Below are 19,596 nucleotides of genomic sequence, written 5' to 3' on the forward strand. Positions count from 1 at the left end.
TCGAAAATCAAGAAGGACGGGGCTTATTCTCAATAATTATATTAATTCTCCACTTTTACGATCGCCATTTTCCCGTTATATGACTTAGATCCTTTTGCTTCAAGTGCTTTTGTTGCTTCTTGTAAACCGTCGAATTTCTCGTAATAGATGTAATACTTACTTGTTGTAATGTTGTAGAAGAAATTAATGTTTGTAAGTCCGGCTGCTACAGCTTTCGTTAAGAATTGATCTCTTTTTTCAACACTATTATGTACCGCAAGAATCATGTAATAACCACTTTCAGAATTTTTAATATTCTTAATAATCTGCATGTTTGACTGATCTTCTCCAAAATCAAAATCACTTGCTGTTAGCGGCGTACTGCTTAATTTAGTTGTCTCCTTAATACGTTTAAGAGCGGCAACGTCCTGTGCATATCTTCCCTGATCATTTTCATAAGCCGCACGTTTAATTCTACGTTTTTTCTCAATTTCAGTTTCCGTTTTAATACGCTCTAAGTCGGCTAATAAAGCGGCTCCATCAGCTTCCATTTTTAATTGTGCTGCTTTAAGCTGGTTTATCTTTTCAAGATAAGCTTTGTTTAAAGCATCATTTTTATTAGGAACTTTTTTAAGTCTTTCGTTATATAAATTTGTCAGCTTGGCAATTTCATCTTTCTGGATTCTGCTAGCGTCAGCAAGTTGTCCTTTTAAAGCCTCTAACTGGCTGTTTTCTGCAGCAACACTTTTGAAAGGTTTTGGTTCTCTATAGATTCCTTTTTCACTTAAATCATTCTCTTCTTTTAAGTCGTTCAAGTCTTTTTGTTTATTTGCTACAGTCGATTTAAACTGATCTAATAAATCATTTTGAGACTTACTTGTACTCTCAATAGATTGCGTTAAACTTTCAATTGCTTTTGCCGTATCGTCTTTTGCAGTTGCTGCTCTGGCTGCTGCCTCAGCATCGGCTTTGGCTTTTTCTGCAGCTAATCTTGCCTGACGTTCTTCTTCTTCTCTTAATTGTCTTGTTTCTTCTTCAGCTCTTAGTTTTTCTGTTGCTTCTGCATCAGCTTTTGCTTTTGCATCTGCCAATAACTTAGCTTGTAAAGCCACCATATCTGCTTTTGCTTTTGCGTCTGCTGCTAACTTAGCTTGTAATGCATCTGCGTCGGCTTTGGCTTTTGCATCAGCTGCTAATTTAGCCTGACGTGCTTCTTCTGCTTGTCTTACTTTTAAGGCTTCTGCATCAGCTTTTGCTTTTGCATCAGCAGCTAATTTAGCCTGACGAGCTTCTTCTGCCAGTTTCGCCTGCAAAGCTTCTGCATCTGCCTTAGCTTTTGCATCAGCAGCTAATTTTGCCTGACGAGCTTCTTCTGCTTGTTTTGCTTGTAAAGCTTCTGCATCTGCCTTAGCTTTTGCATCTGCTGCTAATTTAGCTTGTAATGCTTCTGCGTCTGCTTTAGCTTTTGCATCTGCTGCTAATTTAGCCTGACGAGCTTCTTCTGCTTGTTTTGCTTGTAAAGCTTCTGCATCGGCTTTTGCTTTTGCATCAGCTGCTAACTTAGCTTGTAATGCTTCTGCGTCTGCTTTTGCTTTTGCATCCGCTGCTAATTTAGCCTGACGTGCTTCTTCTGCTTGTTTTGCCTGTAAAGCTTCTGCATCGGCTTTTGCTTTTGCATCAGCAGCTAACTTAGCTTGTAACGCTTCTGCGTCTGCTTTAGCTTTTGCATCAGCTGCTAATTTAGCCTGACGTGCTTCTTCTGCTTGTTTTGTTTGTAAAGCTTGCGCATCTGCTTTCGCTTTGGCATCTGCTGCTAACTTAGCTTGTAACGCTTCTGCGTCTGCCTTAGCTTTTGCATCTGCTGCTAATTTAGCTTGACGTGCTTCCTCTGCTTCTCTTAATTGTTTTGCTTCTGCATCAGCTTTCGCTTTTGCTGTAGCTTCTGCATCGGCTTTTACTCTTGCATCAGCAATCAATTTAGCTTGAAGCGCTTCCATATCTGCTTTAGCTTTTGCGTCTGCTGCAAGTTTAGCCTGAAGTGCTTCTGCATCGGCTTTTGCTTTAGCATCTGCAGCCAATTTAGCTTGAAGTGCTTCTGCATCGGCTTTTGCTTTTGCGTCTGCTGCTAATTTTGCTTGTAATGCTTCAGCGTCTGCCTTAGCTTTTGCATCTGCGGCCAATTTAGCCTGAAGTGCTTCTGCATCAGCTTTTGCCTTAGCATCGGCAGCTAGTTTAGCTTGACGAGCCTCTTCTTCCGCTTTAATTTTTGCTTCAGCAGCTTGTTTTGCCTGAAGTGCTTCTGCATCCGCTTTTGCTCTTGCATCAGCAACTAATTTTGCCTGAAGTGCTTCGGCATCGGCTTTCGCTTTAGCTTCGGCATCTAGTTTAGCTTTTGCCTCTGCATCTAATTTAGCTTGAGCATCGGCTGCTTGTTTTATTTTTAATGCTTCGGCATCTGCTTTCGCTTTAGCTTCAGCTGCTATAATAGCTTGTCTTGCTTCTTCATCAGCTTTTGCTTTTGCATCGGCTGCTAATTTTTCTTTTAGAGCTGCTTCTTCTGCTGCTTTTGCTTTTGCATCTGCCGCAAGTTTGGCTTTATTTGCTGCATCAATAGACACTTTAGTTTTAGCTTCGGCTGCTGCTTTTGCTTTTGCGTCGGCTGCTAATCTTGCTTGTAACGCATCTGAATCTGCTTTTGCTTTTGCATCTGCTGCTAAAATTGACTGCATATCTGCCGCTTCTGCTTTTGCTTTTGCATCTGCCTTACGTTTCACTTCGGCTGCATCAGCTTTGGCTTTAGTATCAGCAATTAATTTTAATCTTGCAGCCTCAGCATCTGCTTTTGCTTTTTCTGCAGCGGCCAATCTTGCTTGTCTTGCAGCTTCAGCATCAGCCTTAACTTTTTCTGCTGCCGCTAATCTCATTTTTGCTGCAGCATCTGCATTTGCTCTTGCTCTTTCTACTGCAAGCTGTGCAGCAGTTTTTTGCTGTGTCGGTGCAGCTGCATTTGCTGCGGCGGCTTTAGCTTTTGCAGCATCTGCGTCGGCTTTTGCTTTATCAGCTGCTAAAACTTTTGCTTGTAAAGCTTCTGCATCGGCTTTGGCTTTTGCATCGGCAGCTAATTTAATTTTTAATGCTTCTGCATCTGCCTGTGCTTTATCTGCAGCTAACTGTTCAGCCGTTTTTTGTGCTGCTTCTTCAGATTTTGCAGCAGCTCGTGCTCTCGCAGCTGCGGCGGCATCAACTCTCGCTTTATTATCTGCAGCTAATTTAATTCTGCGTGCTTCTGCATCGGCTCTGGCTTTATCAGCCGCCAATTGTGCTTGTGTTTTTTGTGTCTCAGCAACTGCTCTGTTTGCTGTTGCAGTTTGTGCTCTTGCTGCAGCTGCGGCGTCGGCCTTAGCTTTAGCATCGGCAGCTAATTTTATCTTAATAGCTTCTGCATCTGCTTTAGCTTTATTGTCTGCTTCTAATTTTGCTTTTGCTGCAGCTTCGGCATCGGCCTTCACTTTTTCTGCAGCGGCAAGTCTTGCTTGTTTTGCTTCGGCATCAGCTTTTGCTTTAGCTTCGGCAGCAAGTCTGTTCTTTTCGGCAATCTCAGTTCTGTTAACCTGAGTTGCTTCAGATTTTGGTTTAGCTTTTACTGGCTTTGGTTTTGCAGGATCAATTAATGAACCCTCTTCATCATCTCCGTAATAGTAATTTCTATTTTTAAATTTATAGGCAATTGCAAATTCATGAGAACCTCCCATGTTTGTAAAGTTGCCCATTCCTCTTTCATAATTGTATTCGATTGCAATGCTAGGCGAAATATTTATCCCTAAACCTGCAGAAATTCCATATAAGGTATTATATCCTGCCTGTGCCCAAACTCCTTGCTGTAATGCCAGCATAGCAAGCCCGGAAATCACTGTTTTGTCCTTTTTAAGCTCTGTTTTTACAATTCCGGAGAATTTACTTCTGTCAAAAAAACCGAAGCTGTCAAGATAGCCTGTGTACATGGCGTGCAATTCAATTGCTCTTTCAGGATCATCTTTTACCATTCCTGAACCAAAATTGTAAAGCACTAAATTGTTAACCGATATTCCGAAATCAAGAAAAGTGGTCCCGTAGTTAATACCCGGATTAACTGTAAGTAAGGTATTTGAAGGATAATCTCCGTTTAGAATATCAGTATCGTCTGTTATGATTTTTCCTTTATTTAAACCACTTTGGTAAACACCCACGTTTAAACCAAATGTTAAATTGCTGTCTTGTTCTAAAACAATGTTATGAGCGAAATTGGCAATACCGCCAAAAACGGTCATTAATCCATAATTCTGTTGAAATAAACCAACTGCAAATGCTTCGTTCTCTCTAAAACGGCCTGAATAATTTGCTAAATACGTTTGTGGAGCGTTGTCAAACTGAACCCATTGTCTTTTATTATAAAAACTTGCATAAGGGTTTGATTCACGTACAAAACTAAAAGTTGGGTTAATTAAATATCTATTAAACTTTAAAGAATTTCTTATAGGTAATGAAAACGAAACAACTCCATTCTCATTTTTGTCCTGAGAATAGAGTGCATTTGAAAAACCGTAAACTAAAGTTATGAATAGTAAAATTTTCTTCATATTATTTAATCACAGTTATTGATCCTTTTTTTTCACCTGTGTCTGATTGAATGACATAGTAATATACTGGATTTACATTTTTAAAATCTATTGCGGTCTGCGGCCAGTCGCCCTGATAATTGACTACGTCAAGAACCTTTTCGCCGTTTGAACTTAAAATGATCACTTTTGTGTTTGCATTTTTGTATTCATCCGGGATGTTCCAATATGGATTTAAACCACTTAGTTTTATAATATTTTGAATTACAGAAGATGGCTGTGATGGCCCGTTTACTCTGAAGTTAAATTCTCTTGAAGAGATACATCCTGCAGACTGAGAAATTTTTACTTTATAGTTACCCGGCACGGCTACCAAATATGAATTTGATGCTGCACCGCTTATTGCATTTCCGTTTAAAAACCACTCAAATGTTGGATTTGTCGCATCTGTAGTAACAGACACATTAAGCGTTTCGCCTTCGTCTATAGAAGTCGTTTCAGCCACGTCTATACTAGCTGTAAAACCATTGCTTTGTAAGTTAATGGTTCCTGAAGCTTTACACCCTCCAAAATCAACTTCAACGTTGTAAACACCACTTTCTTTCGCATTAATACTACGTGTTCTTCCTAGTTCTACTCCGCCCTTTGTCCAAACATAACTATTACCGCTTGTTGCTGTTAAAACTGTTCCGTCTCCATTTGAACAAAAAGGATTTCCTAAACTTGATTCGATTGTAACTGCAGAGCCTCCTCCTGAAGAAGAAACTGTTACACGATTAGAATAAGATCCTGATGTACAAGTACCGTAGTTTGTTTCAACATAATAAACACCTGGAGCAGTAACGCTGTAGGTTGGTCCCGAAGCACCAGCCATAAGAGTTGGAAGTGTAGAAACTCCATTATCCTTGTACCAATTGTAAGTCAAGGATGGATATTTCAAAGGAGAGTCATTAACAGGATCTGTTGAATCCGGGTCAATTTTTAATAAAAAACTGCCGCCAGAACAAAATGCAGCCGTACCATTAAAATTATTTATGGTATACTGTCTGTCATGTGCTTTGTAATAAACCGGGAAAGCATTCTTTAAACCAAAAGAAACAAATTTACCACTGGAAAATCCAGTTGTTGAAACCCTTAAACTATAAGTATCTGAACCAACAAGATTAGTTGGTACAGAAAATTTCACTGTTCTTTGAGTTCCAGTATCACTTACAGGGGTAGTCGCAGCCGTAACAATATTTGCAAAGTTGTTCGTTGAAAGTTCAACCACAAAAACTGTTGCGGCAGGAAAACCTGTATAAGTAAAAGTTGCAGTATATTCATTACCATCAATACCCGCACAAATCCTATCAAAAGGCAGTACCTGCGGATTGATAGTTTTTGTTTGGGCATAGGCGCTTGATTTAGTAAGGATAATTATACTAAATAAAAGCAATATTTTGGTAAAAGATAAAGTAGTTTTTTGAATCATATAGTGCGTGTTCTTGCTAAGTCTATACGCTCAAAAAACAAGATATCAATGAAAGTTTCAGAAAAGTCATATTTGTAGTTCTCAATGATGTCTTTTGCAAGAATCGAAGTAGCACTTATAAATGAATTTTCATTACAATCTGAAGACTGATCTTTCAATTCAGTTGCCATAGTAAGGTTGTCCTTGGGGGTGGACAACCCTACTATAAACTGATTTGAATTATCTATTTTGCTGTTAGTCGTAACAGCTGAATCGTTATTTTGATTTTCTTCAATTACCGCCGCTGATTTGCAGTCAGAGCCAACAGAAACTGTAGGCTTTTCTGTTACTGAACTTTGCGCATACAGACTTAACGAAATAGGAGAAACCAAAAAGAATATATATAAATATTTTTTTGTAGATAGAGCCATTATGTTTTGATCTTTATTTGGTCCTTATAAGACGATACATAAATTGTGTCTGGGGACTTTATTAATAAAATTTACGCGAAATAAAAATCGAAATTTATTTATCTATTGCCGCTAGAAGCTGTAATTTTTCCTAATTGTAATCTGTAGTCAGGTTTTTTAGGGTTGAACATATCAATGAATGTTTCTTTGTTACTGCTTTGAGAGTAAACGTTAAAGAATACACTGTTACCATACCAGCTCTCTAAATCTTCGTTGTTAGAATTGTATTCAGTAAAGATGTTTCCTTTACATAAGTTGAAATACATTTCCTCAAATTTGATTTTTTTAAGGTTAGCATCATTGATTTCTGTTTTGCTGTCTAATAATACTGCAGGGTTAAATCCAGAGATCACACTTCTTTTCATTTCAAGAGAAGCATTTTCAGCCACATAAACAGCCTCTTTTACTAAACCAGCCTGAATATCTGCATTGATATTTTCGCTGTCGTTAAGCATTGTAATATTAGTTGCAACAACTAAAGTTTGTTTTTTAGTAAAATCTGTTTCACTTTTCTTCTCGTATGATTTTACTTCCATACAACGAGATCCGTCTTTTGTACTAGAAAAATAAGAAGATCTAACTGCTAATGAGTTATAGAAACGACATTGAACACCTTGAGAAAACTTGTAATCGTCGTTGATTGATTTATAAGAAACAAATTTTGTAGCATTAACATCTCCGCCTAAGAAACCAAATGAATCTCCTCCAGCGTAGCTAACCATAATGTTTTCAAGAATTGTTTTGTTTCCAACACCAGCCAAAGTTAAACCGTTGAATGTATCAACACCTTTTACTTTTTTACCAGCAAATTCGATTCTAACAAATCTTAAAATTCCAGAGTTTGAAGCAACATTGTCACCACCGTAAGTAGTTAAAGTTGGGTCAAGATCCATGTTGTAAGAACCTACGTTACCGAATTTGTTAATTGGAGCATCACCAAGAATCACAACTCCACCCCAGTCTCCAGCTTTTTTCTGGCTGCGGTTTGAAGTAAATACAATTGGATCAGTTTCTAAACCGTCTGCAACAAGTTGTGCACCTTTTGTAACTACCAATGTTCCTTTTGTTTCGAAATCACCAATAATTAAAGTTCCCGGTTCGATTGTTAGAACTGCATTGTTAGTAACGTAAACATTACCTTGCAATACATAAATATTCCTTTTAAGCAATTTAGTATTAACAGAAATGTTTCCTGCTAAAATTTGGTTTGCCTCGCCATACTCTACTTTGTTAGGCTTAAACTCAGTCCAGTTGTTTAACCAGTTTGTGTAGCCCATAATTCCTTTCTCTTGTTGAGCACTCATACTTGTAACTGTCAAAAGTACGCAGATCATTTGAGTAATTTTTTTCATGATAAAGGGGTGTTAGGTTAATAATAAATTTGGGTATGCGTAAATGAAAAAACTCCTCCCGTGTTTTCCAATAAAATTCAGAATACAGCAAGAACGAGTTGTTTTTTTTAATCCTTTTTTAGAATGCATAGTTTGAAATTTAATCCATCTACGTAAACATTCTAAAAAAGGTTTTAAAATATATTTTTAAAAATTACATTTCGTTCAATTCGTTGAACTCGTGTAATGATTTTAATGTATTTTCATAAAATAAGATAGCCGCGATAAGGTTTCCTTTATCAGAGTAAGGCATCATTTTTCTTTGAAACTCCACTGTAGTATCTAAGAAAGTTGTAGTACCAACTGCTTGCGCATCTAATATTTTTTTGTGGTCACCATCGTCCGGAATACCTAAGTCTGCCATCGTAACCCCTGGTTTAGTAACCAAAGCAATGTAAGGGAGAGTTTTTACTAATACTTTAATTCGCTCAATGTATAATTCTAAAAGTTCTCCTTTTTGCATACCACTCAATTCTTTTTGATCGTGATATTTACGAATAAGAGCAGTTGTACTGATAATACTTCTTGGAGCGTTTTTTGCCTGGGCAGAAACAGCCGCAGTTGTCATGATAAAAAATGCACTAAATAAAATAATTTTCCCTTTCATAAATTCTTATTATATAATTGGTTGTTGATGCAAACAAAAATATAGAAATTAACTTAAAGTGCAACTTTATTGATTTTTTTTTTCAAAAAAAAAGCTTAAAAAAAGCTTAAAAACCAGCCTTATGTCGAGAAAATGTGCGTTTTAACGGGGTTTTTGTTAAAATTGTTAATTTCGAAACCGTAAGATATTCTGCATAAAAAAACAGTCGTTTTAATTAATAAATAGCCAAAAAAAGCATACGTTTACCGTTTTGAGCAAAAAAATATTAACAAAAAAGTCTTGATATCTACTCGCGTCAACTAATTTATTAACAAAAGTTGGTTAACATACAGCAAAGTTTTTAGCAAAAATCAATCATAATCACAGAAATGAAATGCAGCCGATAATCTTTTAATCGAAAATTTTTGACTACATCATTTTCTTCTATCTTTGCTTCATGCAATTTTCACAAATTTTAGGTCAGGATTACATCAAAAGTCACTTGATAAAAAGTGCCTCTTCCGGGCGAATTCCGCATGCGCAATTATTTATTGGGCCAGAAGGAAGCGGTACATTATCTACAGCAATTGCTTATGCGCAGTACATTTTGTGTAATAATACCGGAAACGAAAATGAAAACGGGAACGATTCCTGTAATTTGAAATTTCAAAACATTTCGCATCCGGATCTCCACTTTATTTACCCAACCGTAACTACCGAAGATGTTAAAACCAAACCCAAAAGTTTAGACTTTATTCAGGATTGGCGAACATTTATTCAGGAAATGCCTTACGGCGGATTATTTGACTGGTACAAAGTTTTAGGCGTACAAAATAAGCAGGGCGAAATCAGAGTCGAAGATGCAACCGAAGTTTTAAAATCGCTTTCGCTGAAAGCTTATGAAGGCGGTTATAAAATCATGATTATCTGGATGGCCGATAAAATGAATATCGCCGCATCAAACAAACTTTTAAAACTCCTCGAAGAACCATCGGATAAAACTATTTTTATTCTGATTTCCGAAAACGAAGAAGATATCATACAAACCATACGTTCACGCTGTCAGGTAATTCACTTTAACGGACTTCCGGAAAAAGTAATTGCAGATGCATTGGTTTCTCAAGAAAATATAGACGCAAATCTGGCTAAAAAAATTGCCCATCAAGCACAGGGAAATTTTAGTAAAGCGCTTCATTTGCTAAAAGAAGACGATTCTGAATATCCATTCGAGCAATGGTTTGTCAATTGGGTTCGTGCCGCTTTTAGAGCAAAAGGAAATGCCTCGGCTATTCAGGATTTAATTTCCTGGAGCGAAGAAATTGCTTCACTTGGACGCGAAAGCCAGAAAAAATTTATACAGTTTTGTATCGAAATGTTCCGTCAGGCACTTTTGCTGAATTATCAAGCGCCAAGCTTAGTTTATATCGAGCCAAAAGTAGAAAAGTTTAAACTCGAAAATTTTGCGCCTTTCGTAAACGGAAACAACATTCACGAAATTTTCAAAGAACTTTCAGATGCGATGTATCACATTGAAAGAAACGGAAATGCAAAAATAATCTTAACCGATTTATCTATAAAACTGACTCGTTTAATTCATAAAAAATAGTCCTCAAATGAATAATGTTGCCTCTATTTTATTATTAGCCTTTTTAGCCTTAACCTTTTTACAATCAGGCTATGAAAAGATTTTTTATTGGAAAGATAATGTCGAATGGCTTAAAGGACATTTTGCCAAAACACCATTAAAAAATCAGGTGCCGCTTGCTTTACTTCACTTATTAATTTTAGAATTAATTTCTGGAGTTTTATGCGTTGTAGGCGCTATACAATTGTTAACAAACAGTGGCCGCGAATATGGTTTTTACGGCGCTGTATTTTCTTGTATTTGTTTGTTAATGATGCTTTTCGGACAACGATTAGCCAAAGATTACGATGGAGCAAGAACCATTGTTATTTATTTTATCCCTGCTGTAATGGCAGTTTATTGGTTGAATTAAAAATATGCCACTGATTTCACAGATTAAAAAGATTTAAAAAAATCATTGAAATCATTTTATCCCGATAGTTATCGGGAGCAGCAAAAAAAACGTCCGCATAGCGGACAAAAAAATAAATTTTACATTAAAAAAATGAATCCAAAACACCCTTCAGAATCCCTAACAATATTAACTGATTTAGTTTTGCCAAGCGAAACTAATCCTTTAAACAATCTTTTTGGCGGCGAATTATTAGCCCGAATGGATCGCGCAGCAAGTATTGCAGCCCGCAGACATTCACGCCGAATTGTGGTTACGGCATCTGTCAATCACGTAGCTTTCAACAGAGCAATTTCTTTGGGCAGCGTGGTTACTGTTGAGGCAAAAGTCTCAAGATCATTCAAAAGTTCTATGGAAGTTTTTATAGACGTTTGGGTAGAAGACCGCGAATCTGGAAACAGAACAAAAGCAAACGAAGCAATTTACACTTTTGTAGCTGTTGACGATACCGGAAGACCGGTTGAAGTTCCGGCAATTATACCCGAAACTGAACTTGAAACACAGCGTTTTGAAGCAGCTTTACGTCGTAAACAGTTGAGTTTACTGCTTGCGGGGAAAATAAAACCTGCAGATGCTACCGAATTAAAGGCTTTATTTTTATAGTGAAATTTGTGACAATTTGGAACAATTTGCCACATTGAGACTTAAAAAAAAGAAGTATTTTTACACAATTACAAATCTGTCAAATAAAACCCGAAAGATCTTTCCTTCTTTTGATTTTTATTTTGAAAGCTAAAAATAACAATTTAGATAATTTAAGAAAAAGATGAGTTCAGACAAAGAAGCCAAATTAAAGGCGTTACAGTTAACGCTTGATAAACTTGACAAAACCTACGGAAAAGGAACCGTAATGAAAATGGGCGACAGAGCCATTGTGGAAGTAGAAACGATTTCTTCTGGCTCACTTGGCGTTGATTTAGCCCTTGGGGTAAATGGATATCCAAAAGGAAGAATTATTGAAATATACGGGCCGGAATCGTCTGGTAAAACTACATTAACATTACATGCTATTGCGGAAGCTCAAAAAGCGGGCGGAATTGCAGCATTTATTGATGCGGAGCATGCTTTTGATAGAAACTATGCTGAAAAATTAGGCGTAGATATCGAAAACTTAATTATCTCGCAGCCAGACAATGGAGAGCAGGCATTAGAAATTGCCGAAAACTTAATTCGTTCTGGGGCTATAGACATTGTTGTAATTGACTCTGTTGCCGCTTTAACACCAAAAAGTGAAATCGAAGGTGAAATGGGAGATTCTAAAATGGGTCTTCACGCACGTTTAATGTCTCAGGCTTTAAGAAAATTAACCGGAACAATCAGCAAAACAAATTGTACTGTTTTCTTCATCAACCAATTACGTGAAAAAATTGGTGTTATGTTTGGAAACCCTGAAACAACAACGGGTGGTAACGCATTAAAATTCTATGCTTCTGTTCGTTTAGATATTCGTCGTTCTTCTCAAATTAAAGATGGCGAAAACGTAATTGGAAACAGAACCAAAGTTAAAATCGTTAAAAACAAAGTAGCACCGCCTTTTAAAACTGCCGAATTTGACATTATGTACGGAGAAGGAGTTTCTAAAACAGGTGAAATTCTTGACTTAGCGGTTGAATTTGAAATCGTTAAAAAAGCAGGATCTTGGTTTAGCTACGGAGATACAAAATTAGGACAAGGTCGTGATGCTGTAAAAGCGTTAATTAAAGACAATCCTGAATTAGCTGATGAATTAGAAGTGAAAATTAAAGCTCACATTAAAGAATTAGCTGATGCTTAAAACTCCTAAAAGTATTTAAAAATCAATACTTTATATACAAACCCAACAGCCTAAAAGTTGTTGGGTTTTTTATTTTCAAAAAAAATAAAAAAAATGACGCAACCTTTTTTAAAAATGTTCATCTACTAAAAAGAGACATGATTTGCTGGTATTGCCATAAATACCCACTTCGACGTTTTTTAGAATAAATTTGGTTGGTTGATTCGACAAAAGTCCGTTAGTTTCCTGAACTAACGGATTTTTTATCACCATTCTTTTATTTTTTTTCGAAGTTCAACGCAACCTTTTTCATTTTCAACAATCTTATAAGATATGACATTAACTTGAGTTTACTTTTTTTAAACTCTTTATTACCAACCTTATAATATTTTAACCATGAAAGAGAAAATAGAAGTGTTGTTGAATAAAAACCGAAGAAAAACCAAATTAAAATTTAAAAAAGTACTACGATTTATCTCCGAAAAAATAATACATAGATAAACTTTTTGAATAAAAGGGGGTTTTTATTTCAAAAGAAAACCCGACAAATTTTTTGAAATTTTGTCGGGTTTAGTATTTTAATTACTCTTTTAAATCTTTCTTTTTAAACTCGAGTAAAGTTTTATAAATCAATTGTCTAACGGTATCTCGAAGTTCTTTTCTGTGGTCTAATGTCAGACCGCTTGTTTCTATAAAAGGCAAAATTTTACCTCGCATTTTTCCGGGACTTCCGCTTAAAAAAGTATACGAGAATCTTTCTTTATTATCAGCAAAAACGATTGGAACAATTGGAATTTGATGTTCTATGGCAAGTCTAAAAGCCCCATCTTTAAACTCATCCAGCAAAATAGATTCATCATCAGGAACCCCTCCTTCAGGAAAAATACAAATACTTAAACCTTGGCTTAAGCGATCCTGCGCTCTTTTGAAAACTTCGTTTTTACTTTTTGATGAATTTCTGTCTACTAAAATGCAGGTTCTTTTATAGAAAAATCCAAATAGCGGAATCTTCACCAGCTCTTTCTTTCCCACAAAAACAAAAGGATTTTTTATTATCGCCAGCATCAGCATAATATCTGTCATTGAGGTATGATTAGCCACGATCATATAGCTTTTCTTTTTAATCAGCTTTTGTTCGCGTTTCACTTTGTAATAGAAACCCATGCCAAAAAGGATGAATTTAGCCCAAATGCGAGCCATTTTAAAGAAATAGGGATATCCCCTTTCAGAGATAATAGAAACAAGCAAAAACGGCAGCATAATTAATATTGGAACCGCCATTAAAATATAGAACCAAATGCGCCAAATAATCCAAAAAACAATCTTTAATCCTTTCATGGTTTCAAATGTAAGAAAACCGAAGTGAATTTTATAAAGAATTTTAGGGTTCAGTTTTTAACACAAAGCGCGCAAAGGTTTTTCGCAGAGAAAAGAAGTTATTTTTTGAGATTTGCTTTGCAATAAGTTCGCAAAGCTTTATCTATAAGTTGTTTACGACTCTTCTTATTCCGTTTTTCAAGAGGCTTTCATTGAAATTTACGAGTAAGCCTAGTTTATAATTTCCTAGTTTTAAATAAGTTAAAGTTTGTGCCAAATGGTTAACAGTGAGTGATTCTACAGTTTTTATTTCGATTAAAAACTTGTTTTCTACAAGCAAATCAATTCGGTATCCACAATCAAGCTTCACTTCTTCAAAAACTAATGGTAAAGCTTTCTCTTTTTCTACTAGAAATCCTCTCTGCTTAATTTTATAAAACAAGCATTCTTTATAAACATTCTCTAATAAACCCGGACCAAGTTTTTTATGAATTTCAATAGCAATTCCAATTATAATATTTGATATTTCGTTTTCTGTCATATTAAAAACACCAAATTTATAAATATATTCTTATAATTAAACACAATAATCTTAAGTCTAAAACTTTTAAAAATATTAATCTTTATAGACAAAGCTTTGCGAACTTATTGCAAAGCAAATCTCAAAGCAAATAAACTTCTTTTCTTCGCTAAAAACCTTTGCTCGCTTTGCGTTAGAAAACACACAAGAAACTTTCCAAACTTTGTGTTAAAAGCTGCCAAAGAAACTTTCAAACTTTGCGGTTAAAAAAAACATCACGACCTTTGTAGCTCAAAGAATAAGAAAAACTAGAATGGCAAAAATACTTACTGGTGTTCAGAGTACTGGAACGCCGCATTTAGGCAATTTATTGGGAGCGATTATCCCTGCAATTGAATTATCGAATGATCCTGCAAATGAATCTTTTTTGTTTATTGCTGATTTACATTCGATTACACAAATTAAAGATGGTAAAACATTAAGAGAAAACACTTACAGCACTGCCGCTGCCTGGCTTGCTTGTGGTTTAAATCCTGATAAAGTAACTTTCTACAGACAATCTGATGTGATTCAAACTGCCGAATTGACTTGGTATTTAAGCTGTTTTTTTCCGTTCCAGCGCTTAACTCTCGCTCATTCTTTCAAAGACAAAGCCGATCGTTTAGACGATGTTAATGCCGGACTTTTTACTTATCCGATGTTAATGGCTGCCGATATTTTACTTTATGATGCAGAGTTTGTTCCGGTTGGAAAAGACCAATTGCAGCATTTAGAAATTACGCGTGATGTTGCATCTCGTTTTAACCACCAAATGGGAGAAACATTTGTAATTCCAGAAGCTAAAATTCAGGAAGACAGTAAATTGATTCCAGGAACTAACGGCGGAAAAATGAGTAAATCTGCTAATAATATTATCAATATTTTCCTTGATGATAAAGTGCTACGCAAGCAGGTTATGAGTATTGAAACAGACAGCACACCGCTTGAAGATCCAAAAAACCCAGATACTTGTAATGCTTTTGCAATTTATTCTTTATTAGCAAATGAAGCTCAAATTGCCGAAATGAGAGCGAATTATCTTGGCGGAAATTACGGTTACGGTCATGCAAAACAAGCTCTTTTTGAATTGATTACAGAAAAATTCAAAACCGAAAGAGAAAGATATACTTACTACATGAACAACCCTGACGAAGTAAATGCTTTATTAAAAAAAGGCGCTGCAAAAGCTTCAATTATTGCTGATGGCGTTTTAGCAAAAGTGAGAACAGTTCTTGGATTTGAGAACTAATTTATCATACTAAACCCAAGAGGTTTTAAAAACCTCTTGGGTTTCTTTTTTAAACGCAACATACTAATGCTCAGTCAAGTTATAAGTACCATTATACCCTTTCATTCCATTTTTCCATGAGACAAATATTTACTAAATACATATTTCTTCTCCTAATATCGCTTTTTGGATTTGGATATATACTTGGTTTTTTATTTGGAAATGTCTCATCAATTGGAATAAACAAAACTGTTGGATGGGCCTACAGTATTTCTAATGAAGCTTTAAATGCGCTTGTTTTTAGCTTGTCACAATGCCTTTTTATCGTTGGATATTTTATTGTTTTTCTTCTAAAACGAAAAACCAATTATTATCTTTCTTTAGCTCATTTTGAGCTTATTATATTAATTCTTATTTTAATGTCTTTAGAAAACTTTGCAGTTGCTCTAATGGGCTCTATAGCATCTTTACTTCTATTTTTTATAAATATTGTCAAGTCTCATAAAGATTAATTTTACGTTGATTTTATAATTAAACAGCTTCAAACATTTTCCCGGGCAAAGGTCTGATAATCCCTTTCAGTTCCATATTTAAAAGCGTTCCTGAAATTCTAAAAATGGGTAAATCACATTCTAAAGCAATGATGTCCAAGAGTTCTTTTCCGTTCTTTAAAAGGAAATCGTAAATCTTCTGTTCATCGGGTTCAAGTTCTATAAACAATTGTTTTTGAATGGTTTTGGGTTTCTTATCAATATCCCAATTCAAAACATAAATTAAATCGGCGGCGCTGGTTAATACATTTGCTTTCTGCGTTTTAATTAAATCATTACAGCCCTGACTGTATCGATCTGTTACTCTGCCCGGCACAGCAAAAACATCTCTGTTATAATCGTTTGCTAAATTGGCTGTTATGAGCGATCCGCCTTTATCGGCAGATTCAATGACAATAGTTGCTTCGCTGATTCCGGCAACAATTCGGTTTCTGCGAACAAAGTTTTCTTTATCAGGACTTGTCGAGCTCCAAAATTCCGTAATGAAACCGCCGTTTTCTTCCATCTTAGCCATATACTTTTTGTGCGTGCGCGGATAAATCTGGTTTAATCCGTGTGCCAAAACGCCAATAGTCTGCAAGTTATATTCCATCGCCAATTGATGTGCCACAATATCAACTCCGTAGGCAAAACCACTTACAATTACAGGATCAAGAGGGGCCAGATCTTCAATTAGTTTTCGACAGAATTCTGTTCCGTATGAAGTAATCTGACGGGTGCCTACAATACTAATTATTTTTCTATTTTTCAAATCGATATTGCCGCCAGAAAAAAGCAAAACCGGCGAATCTATACAATGTTTTAAGCGATCCGGATAATTTTCATCCTGAAAAAAAGAAACATCGATATTATTTTTTCTAATAAATTCAAATTCCTGATTGGCTTTTTCAAAGATATTTTTGTCTTTCAAATTCTTCAATAAAACAGATCCAATTCCATCAATTACAGCCAATTGATTGGTTTTCGATTTAAAAATTGCTTCAGCATTTCCGCAATGATTCAACAACTTTTTAGCCATAATATCTCCCACTCCATCCACTTTCATTAAGGCCAATAAATTAAATAATTCCTGATCTGACATCTCCTAAAAATATTATGTAAAATAGAATTTAAAATTCTAATAAATTAATCCTGCAAATATGGTTAAAATAAAGTAATTTCTTAATAAATATATAATTTTGTGCTATTATAAATTTTAAAAAACTAATAAGATGATGATTAAAATACTGAAAATTAATTATCTGTAAAAATATCAGAATTGTGAATAAAAATTGTGAATAAAATTTTGATAACTATATTCATTACATAACTTTGCTACTATGAAAATCGAAGTATACATCTCGCAGTTATTGTATCGTTATCAGTGTGTAACGGTTCCTGGGTTTGGAGCATTTTTAACCGAAATTCAGTCAGCTCAGCTGAATGAAAGCACAAATTCGTTTTTTCCACCCAAAAAAATGATTTCTTTCAACAGTCGTTTGAAAAACAATGACGGACTTCTGGCAAATCATGTTGCTCAGGCCGAAAATACGTCTTACGGTTTTGCTGTAAGCGCTATTGCTTTTGAGGTACAAACCTGGAGACAAGCATTGGAAGAAAATGGTGTAATCAGCCTAAAAAATATTGGTGAACTTCGTTTAAATTCTGAAAACAATATTGTTTTTACACCAAACGATCAAACCAACTATTTAGCGACTTCTTTTGGACTGGCTCCTTTTGTTTCTCCTTTGGTGAAAAAAGAAATGTTCGAGAAAAAAATCGAGCAAATAGAAAGAGAACCTGTTGCATTATATGAAAATGACGAACCAAGATCATCTGGTTCTTTCTTAAGATACGCTGCTATTTTTGTACTTGGTCTTGGAATTACCGGAAGTATTGGATATCCGTTATATCAAAATCAAATTGCGGCTCAAACACTTGTTGTTGAAGGCAATGTTCAGAAAAAAGTTCAAAACAAAATTCAGGAAGCAACTTTTGTAATTCAAAATCCTATGCCGGCTGTTACTCTTGCAGTTGATTCAGCAAAAGTAGAAACAGCCGAAAAACTAATGCCTTATCATATCATGGCGGGTGCTTTTAGAAGCGAAGCAAATGCAAAAAAAGCGTATAACCAGTTAATTAAAGATGGCTACAAAGCCAGAATGCTAGGCGAAAACAAACATGGATTATTCCCTGTTTTATACGGAAGTTATGCCACAATGAATGAAGCTGAAAAAGCACAAAAAGAAATTCAGAAAGGCGAAAATCCAGATGCGTGGATCTTAGTCGAAAATCTATAAAACCTTAAAAATCCTATTCTAACCGAATAGGCTTTTTTTTGTCTTATTCTGTCATTTTTAAAATTTTATGTGGATGTTTTAAAACACGGCATCATTTAATTTCGTTTTTAATTAAATTAAAAAAAAGATGCATAAAACTTTAAAAACAATCGCTTTACTGTTGTTCATGATGAACTCGCAATTCTTTTTTGCACAACAGATTATAACAGACCAAAAAACACAACAATTAGAATTAAAAAAGGCTGAAAAAGAAGCCAAAAAAGCTTCACAAGAAACTCATAAAAAGCTTGATGATAGAATTTCAGAGCTAAAAAAACAACAGAACGAAGAAAATAAAAAAAAGAAAAATCTCAATAAAGCCGAAAACAATCTGAAAGCTACTAAAGAGAAAATAAGCAAACTGGAGCTTGACAACCAAAAAATGGAAAACAAAATTGGATCCTCTTCCCTTACTGATGAAAAAATACAGAAGCAGAGAGTTAAAATAAAAGAAAATGAACTCCAGGTCCAAAAATTAAAATTAAAGCAAATAACGCAGGAAAAAGAACTCGAAAACGCAATGTCTGCAAATTAATAACAAAGCCAATTCACTTGAATTGGCTTTTTGTTTATCGTGAAACAATTTTGGCGTTCTGATTCAGAATTTGTTTTCCGTCCTGTGTTATTGCTAATTTTGCAGGAGGTGCGCTTTTTTCTCCCAAAACTATAATGGAACATTCGTAAACGTAATTCCCTTTTTTGAATTCGTAACTATGATTTCCCCCCGTTCCATCGGCAATAAATTTACCGTTTGTTATAATCAAATCAGGCTTTTCAGTCATCTTCTTTTTAATTGGCCAAGAGGCATAACGATAATTGTTATTTCCCAAATCATCTATTCTAATTCTAAATTTTGTGGTTTCTAAAACACAAACCGGATCTTTAAAACTGGCAATGCTGGAATGAATAGTACTTTTTTGAGCCGTGATAAGTTTTGATTTAAAATCTTTCTCATATTTCGACTGATAATTGATCGCGGTTAGTTTCCCATCAGAATCCATCCAAACTGTGCCCTGATTAAGCATAATACCTCGCCAGCCCATTTCTGACCAGTCTTTATCGGGTTTTGACGATAGTATTTCTTTCTTCAAATCGGCATCAAAAATTTCAGAATATCGCTTTACAAATTCTGTTTTATTCTTAATCGCCGGTATCGGACTTTCTCTATTCAACGGATAGGAAATGATCTTTGCAATTTCTTCTTTCTTATCCCCTTTTACGTTATCGATAAAGGTTTGAATAAACTTTTGATATTCTTTTTTAAGTTCCTGACCCGAGACATTTGTGACAGAAAAAATAACTAATGTGATGTATATGAGCTTTTTCATAATTCCTATTTTACATAATGTTTTTATAGTAAATT

17 protein-coding genes are annotated in these 19,596 nt (G+C 35.2%); 7 read left to right on the forward strand and 10 right to left on the reverse strand.

Annotated elements, in window-relative coordinates:
• Positions 1–41 precede the first annotated feature (41 nt).
• From AC1RRQ_RS14705 to AC1RRQ_RS14725, 5 genes are all read right to left on the reverse strand, one after another.
• Positions 42–4,595 carry a PorP/SprF family type IX secretion system membrane protein gene (locus AC1RRQ_RS14705; RefSeq protein WP_493023786.1) on the reverse strand — a complete coding sequence of 1,518 codons (4,554 nt, stop codon included), beginning with the start codon at positions 4,593–4,595 and terminating at the stop codon, positions 42–44.
• A 1-nt stretch (position 4,596) separates the two neighbouring features.
• Positions 4,597–6,045 (reverse strand): gliding motility protein SprC, encoded by a 1,449-nt coding sequence (gene sprC, locus AC1RRQ_RS14710; protein ID WP_493023787.1) that lies wholly within the window; start codon positions 6,043–6,045, stop codon positions 4,597–4,599.
• Entirely contained in the window at positions 6,042–6,455 is a 414-nt protein-coding gene (locus AC1RRQ_RS14715) for a hypothetical protein (RefSeq protein WP_493023788.1), read from the reverse strand. The genes sprC and AC1RRQ_RS14715 overlap by 4 nt, the downstream gene beginning before the upstream one ends.
• Before the next feature lie 98 nt (positions 6,456–6,553).
• A complete protein-coding gene (locus tag AC1RRQ_RS14720) occupies positions 6,554–7,846 on the reverse strand; it encodes a beta-helix domain-containing protein (RefSeq protein WP_493023789.1) in 1,293 nt (430 codons plus the stop codon).
• 193 nt (positions 7,847–8,039) lie between these two features.
• Positions 8,040–8,492: a hypothetical protein gene (locus tag AC1RRQ_RS14725; protein WP_493023790.1), complete on the reverse strand. Its 453-nt coding sequence runs from the start codon at positions 8,490–8,492 to the stop codon at positions 8,040–8,042.
• A gap of 436 nt (positions 8,493–8,928) precedes the next feature.
• Between AC1RRQ_RS14725 and AC1RRQ_RS14730 the strand changes: the two genes are divergently transcribed.
• The 4 genes from AC1RRQ_RS14730 (at position 8,929) to recA (ending at position 12,281) form a co-directional block, all read left to right on the forward strand.
• The gene (locus AC1RRQ_RS14730; protein WP_493023791.1) at positions 8,929–10,077 is read left to right on the forward strand and encodes a DNA polymerase III subunit; all 1,149 of its coding nucleotides are present in this window, start codon (positions 8,929–8,931) and stop codon (positions 10,075–10,077) included.
• A 7-nt stretch (positions 10,078–10,084) separates the two neighbouring features.
• The gene (locus AC1RRQ_RS14735; RefSeq protein ID WP_493023792.1) at positions 10,085–10,468 is read left to right on the forward strand and encodes a DoxX family protein; all 384 of its coding nucleotides are present in this window, start codon (positions 10,085–10,087) and stop codon (positions 10,466–10,468) included.
• Positions 10,469–10,600: 132 nt separating this feature from the next.
• On the forward strand, positions 10,601–11,110 hold the full coding sequence (locus tag AC1RRQ_RS14740) for an acyl-CoA thioesterase (protein WP_493023793.1): 510 nt from the start codon (positions 10,601–10,603) through the stop codon (positions 11,108–11,110).
• 163 nt (positions 11,111–11,273) lie between these two features.
• Complete coding sequence (recA, locus tag AC1RRQ_RS14745; RefSeq protein ID WP_053474356.1) at positions 11,274–12,281, forward strand: recombinase RecA; 1,008 nt, start codon at positions 11,274–11,276, stop codon at positions 12,279–12,281.
• A 108-nt stretch (positions 12,282–12,389) separates the two neighbouring features.
• Here the strand turns inward: recA and AC1RRQ_RS14750 are convergent, their stop codons facing one another.
• The 3 genes from AC1RRQ_RS14750 to AC1RRQ_RS14760 form a co-directional block, all read right to left on the reverse strand.
• Positions 12,390–12,533: a hypothetical protein gene (locus AC1RRQ_RS14750; protein WP_493023794.1), complete on the reverse strand. Its 144-nt coding sequence runs from the start codon at positions 12,531–12,533 to the stop codon at positions 12,390–12,392.
• A gap of 309 nt (positions 12,534–12,842) precedes the next feature.
• Positions 12,843–13,598 carry a lysophospholipid acyltransferase family protein gene (locus tag AC1RRQ_RS14755; RefSeq protein WP_493023795.1) on the reverse strand — a complete coding sequence of 252 codons (756 nt, stop codon included), beginning with the start codon at positions 13,596–13,598 and terminating at the stop codon, positions 12,843–12,845.
• A gap of 142 nt (positions 13,599–13,740) precedes the next feature.
• On the reverse strand, positions 13,741–14,118 hold the full coding sequence (locus AC1RRQ_RS14760) for a GxxExxY protein (protein ID WP_493023796.1): 378 nt from the start codon (positions 14,116–14,118) through the stop codon (positions 13,741–13,743).
• Between the two features lie 292 nt (positions 14,119–14,410).
• Between AC1RRQ_RS14760 and trpS the strand changes: the two genes are divergently transcribed.
• Positions 14,411–15,385: a tryptophan--tRNA ligase gene (gene trpS, locus AC1RRQ_RS14765; protein ID WP_493023797.1), complete on the forward strand. Its 975-nt coding sequence runs from the start codon at positions 14,411–14,413 to the stop codon at positions 15,383–15,385.
• A 510-nt stretch (positions 15,386–15,895) separates the two neighbouring features.
• On the opposite strand, the gene dprA is transcribed toward trpS, so the two are convergent.
• Positions 15,896–16,996 (reverse strand): DNA-processing protein DprA, encoded by a 1,101-nt coding sequence (gene dprA / locus AC1RRQ_RS14770; protein ID WP_493023798.1) that lies wholly within the window; start codon positions 16,994–16,996, stop codon positions 15,896–15,898.
• Positions 16,997–17,234: 238 nt separating this feature from the next.
• Between dprA and AC1RRQ_RS14775 the strand changes: the two genes are divergently transcribed.
• Both AC1RRQ_RS14775 and AC1RRQ_RS14780 read left to right on the forward strand, forming a co-directional pair.
• Positions 17,235–18,194 carry an HU domain-containing protein gene (locus AC1RRQ_RS14775; RefSeq protein ID WP_493023799.1) on the forward strand — a complete coding sequence of 320 codons (960 nt, stop codon included), beginning with the start codon at positions 17,235–17,237 and terminating at the stop codon, positions 18,192–18,194.
• A gap of 127 nt (positions 18,195–18,321) precedes the next feature.
• On the forward strand, positions 18,322–18,768 hold the full coding sequence (locus tag AC1RRQ_RS14780) for a hypothetical protein (protein WP_493023800.1): 447 nt from the start codon (positions 18,322–18,324) through the stop codon (positions 18,766–18,768).
• Positions 18,769–18,802: 34 nt separating this feature from the next.
• Here AC1RRQ_RS14780 and AC1RRQ_RS14785 read toward each other — a convergent pair.
• On the reverse strand, positions 18,803–19,596 hold a 794-nt coding region (locus tag AC1RRQ_RS14785), incomplete at its 5' end, for a hypothetical protein (protein WP_493023801.1).

It is taken from the genome of Flavobacterium sp. GW821-FHT12A05, from assembly GCF_058807735.1.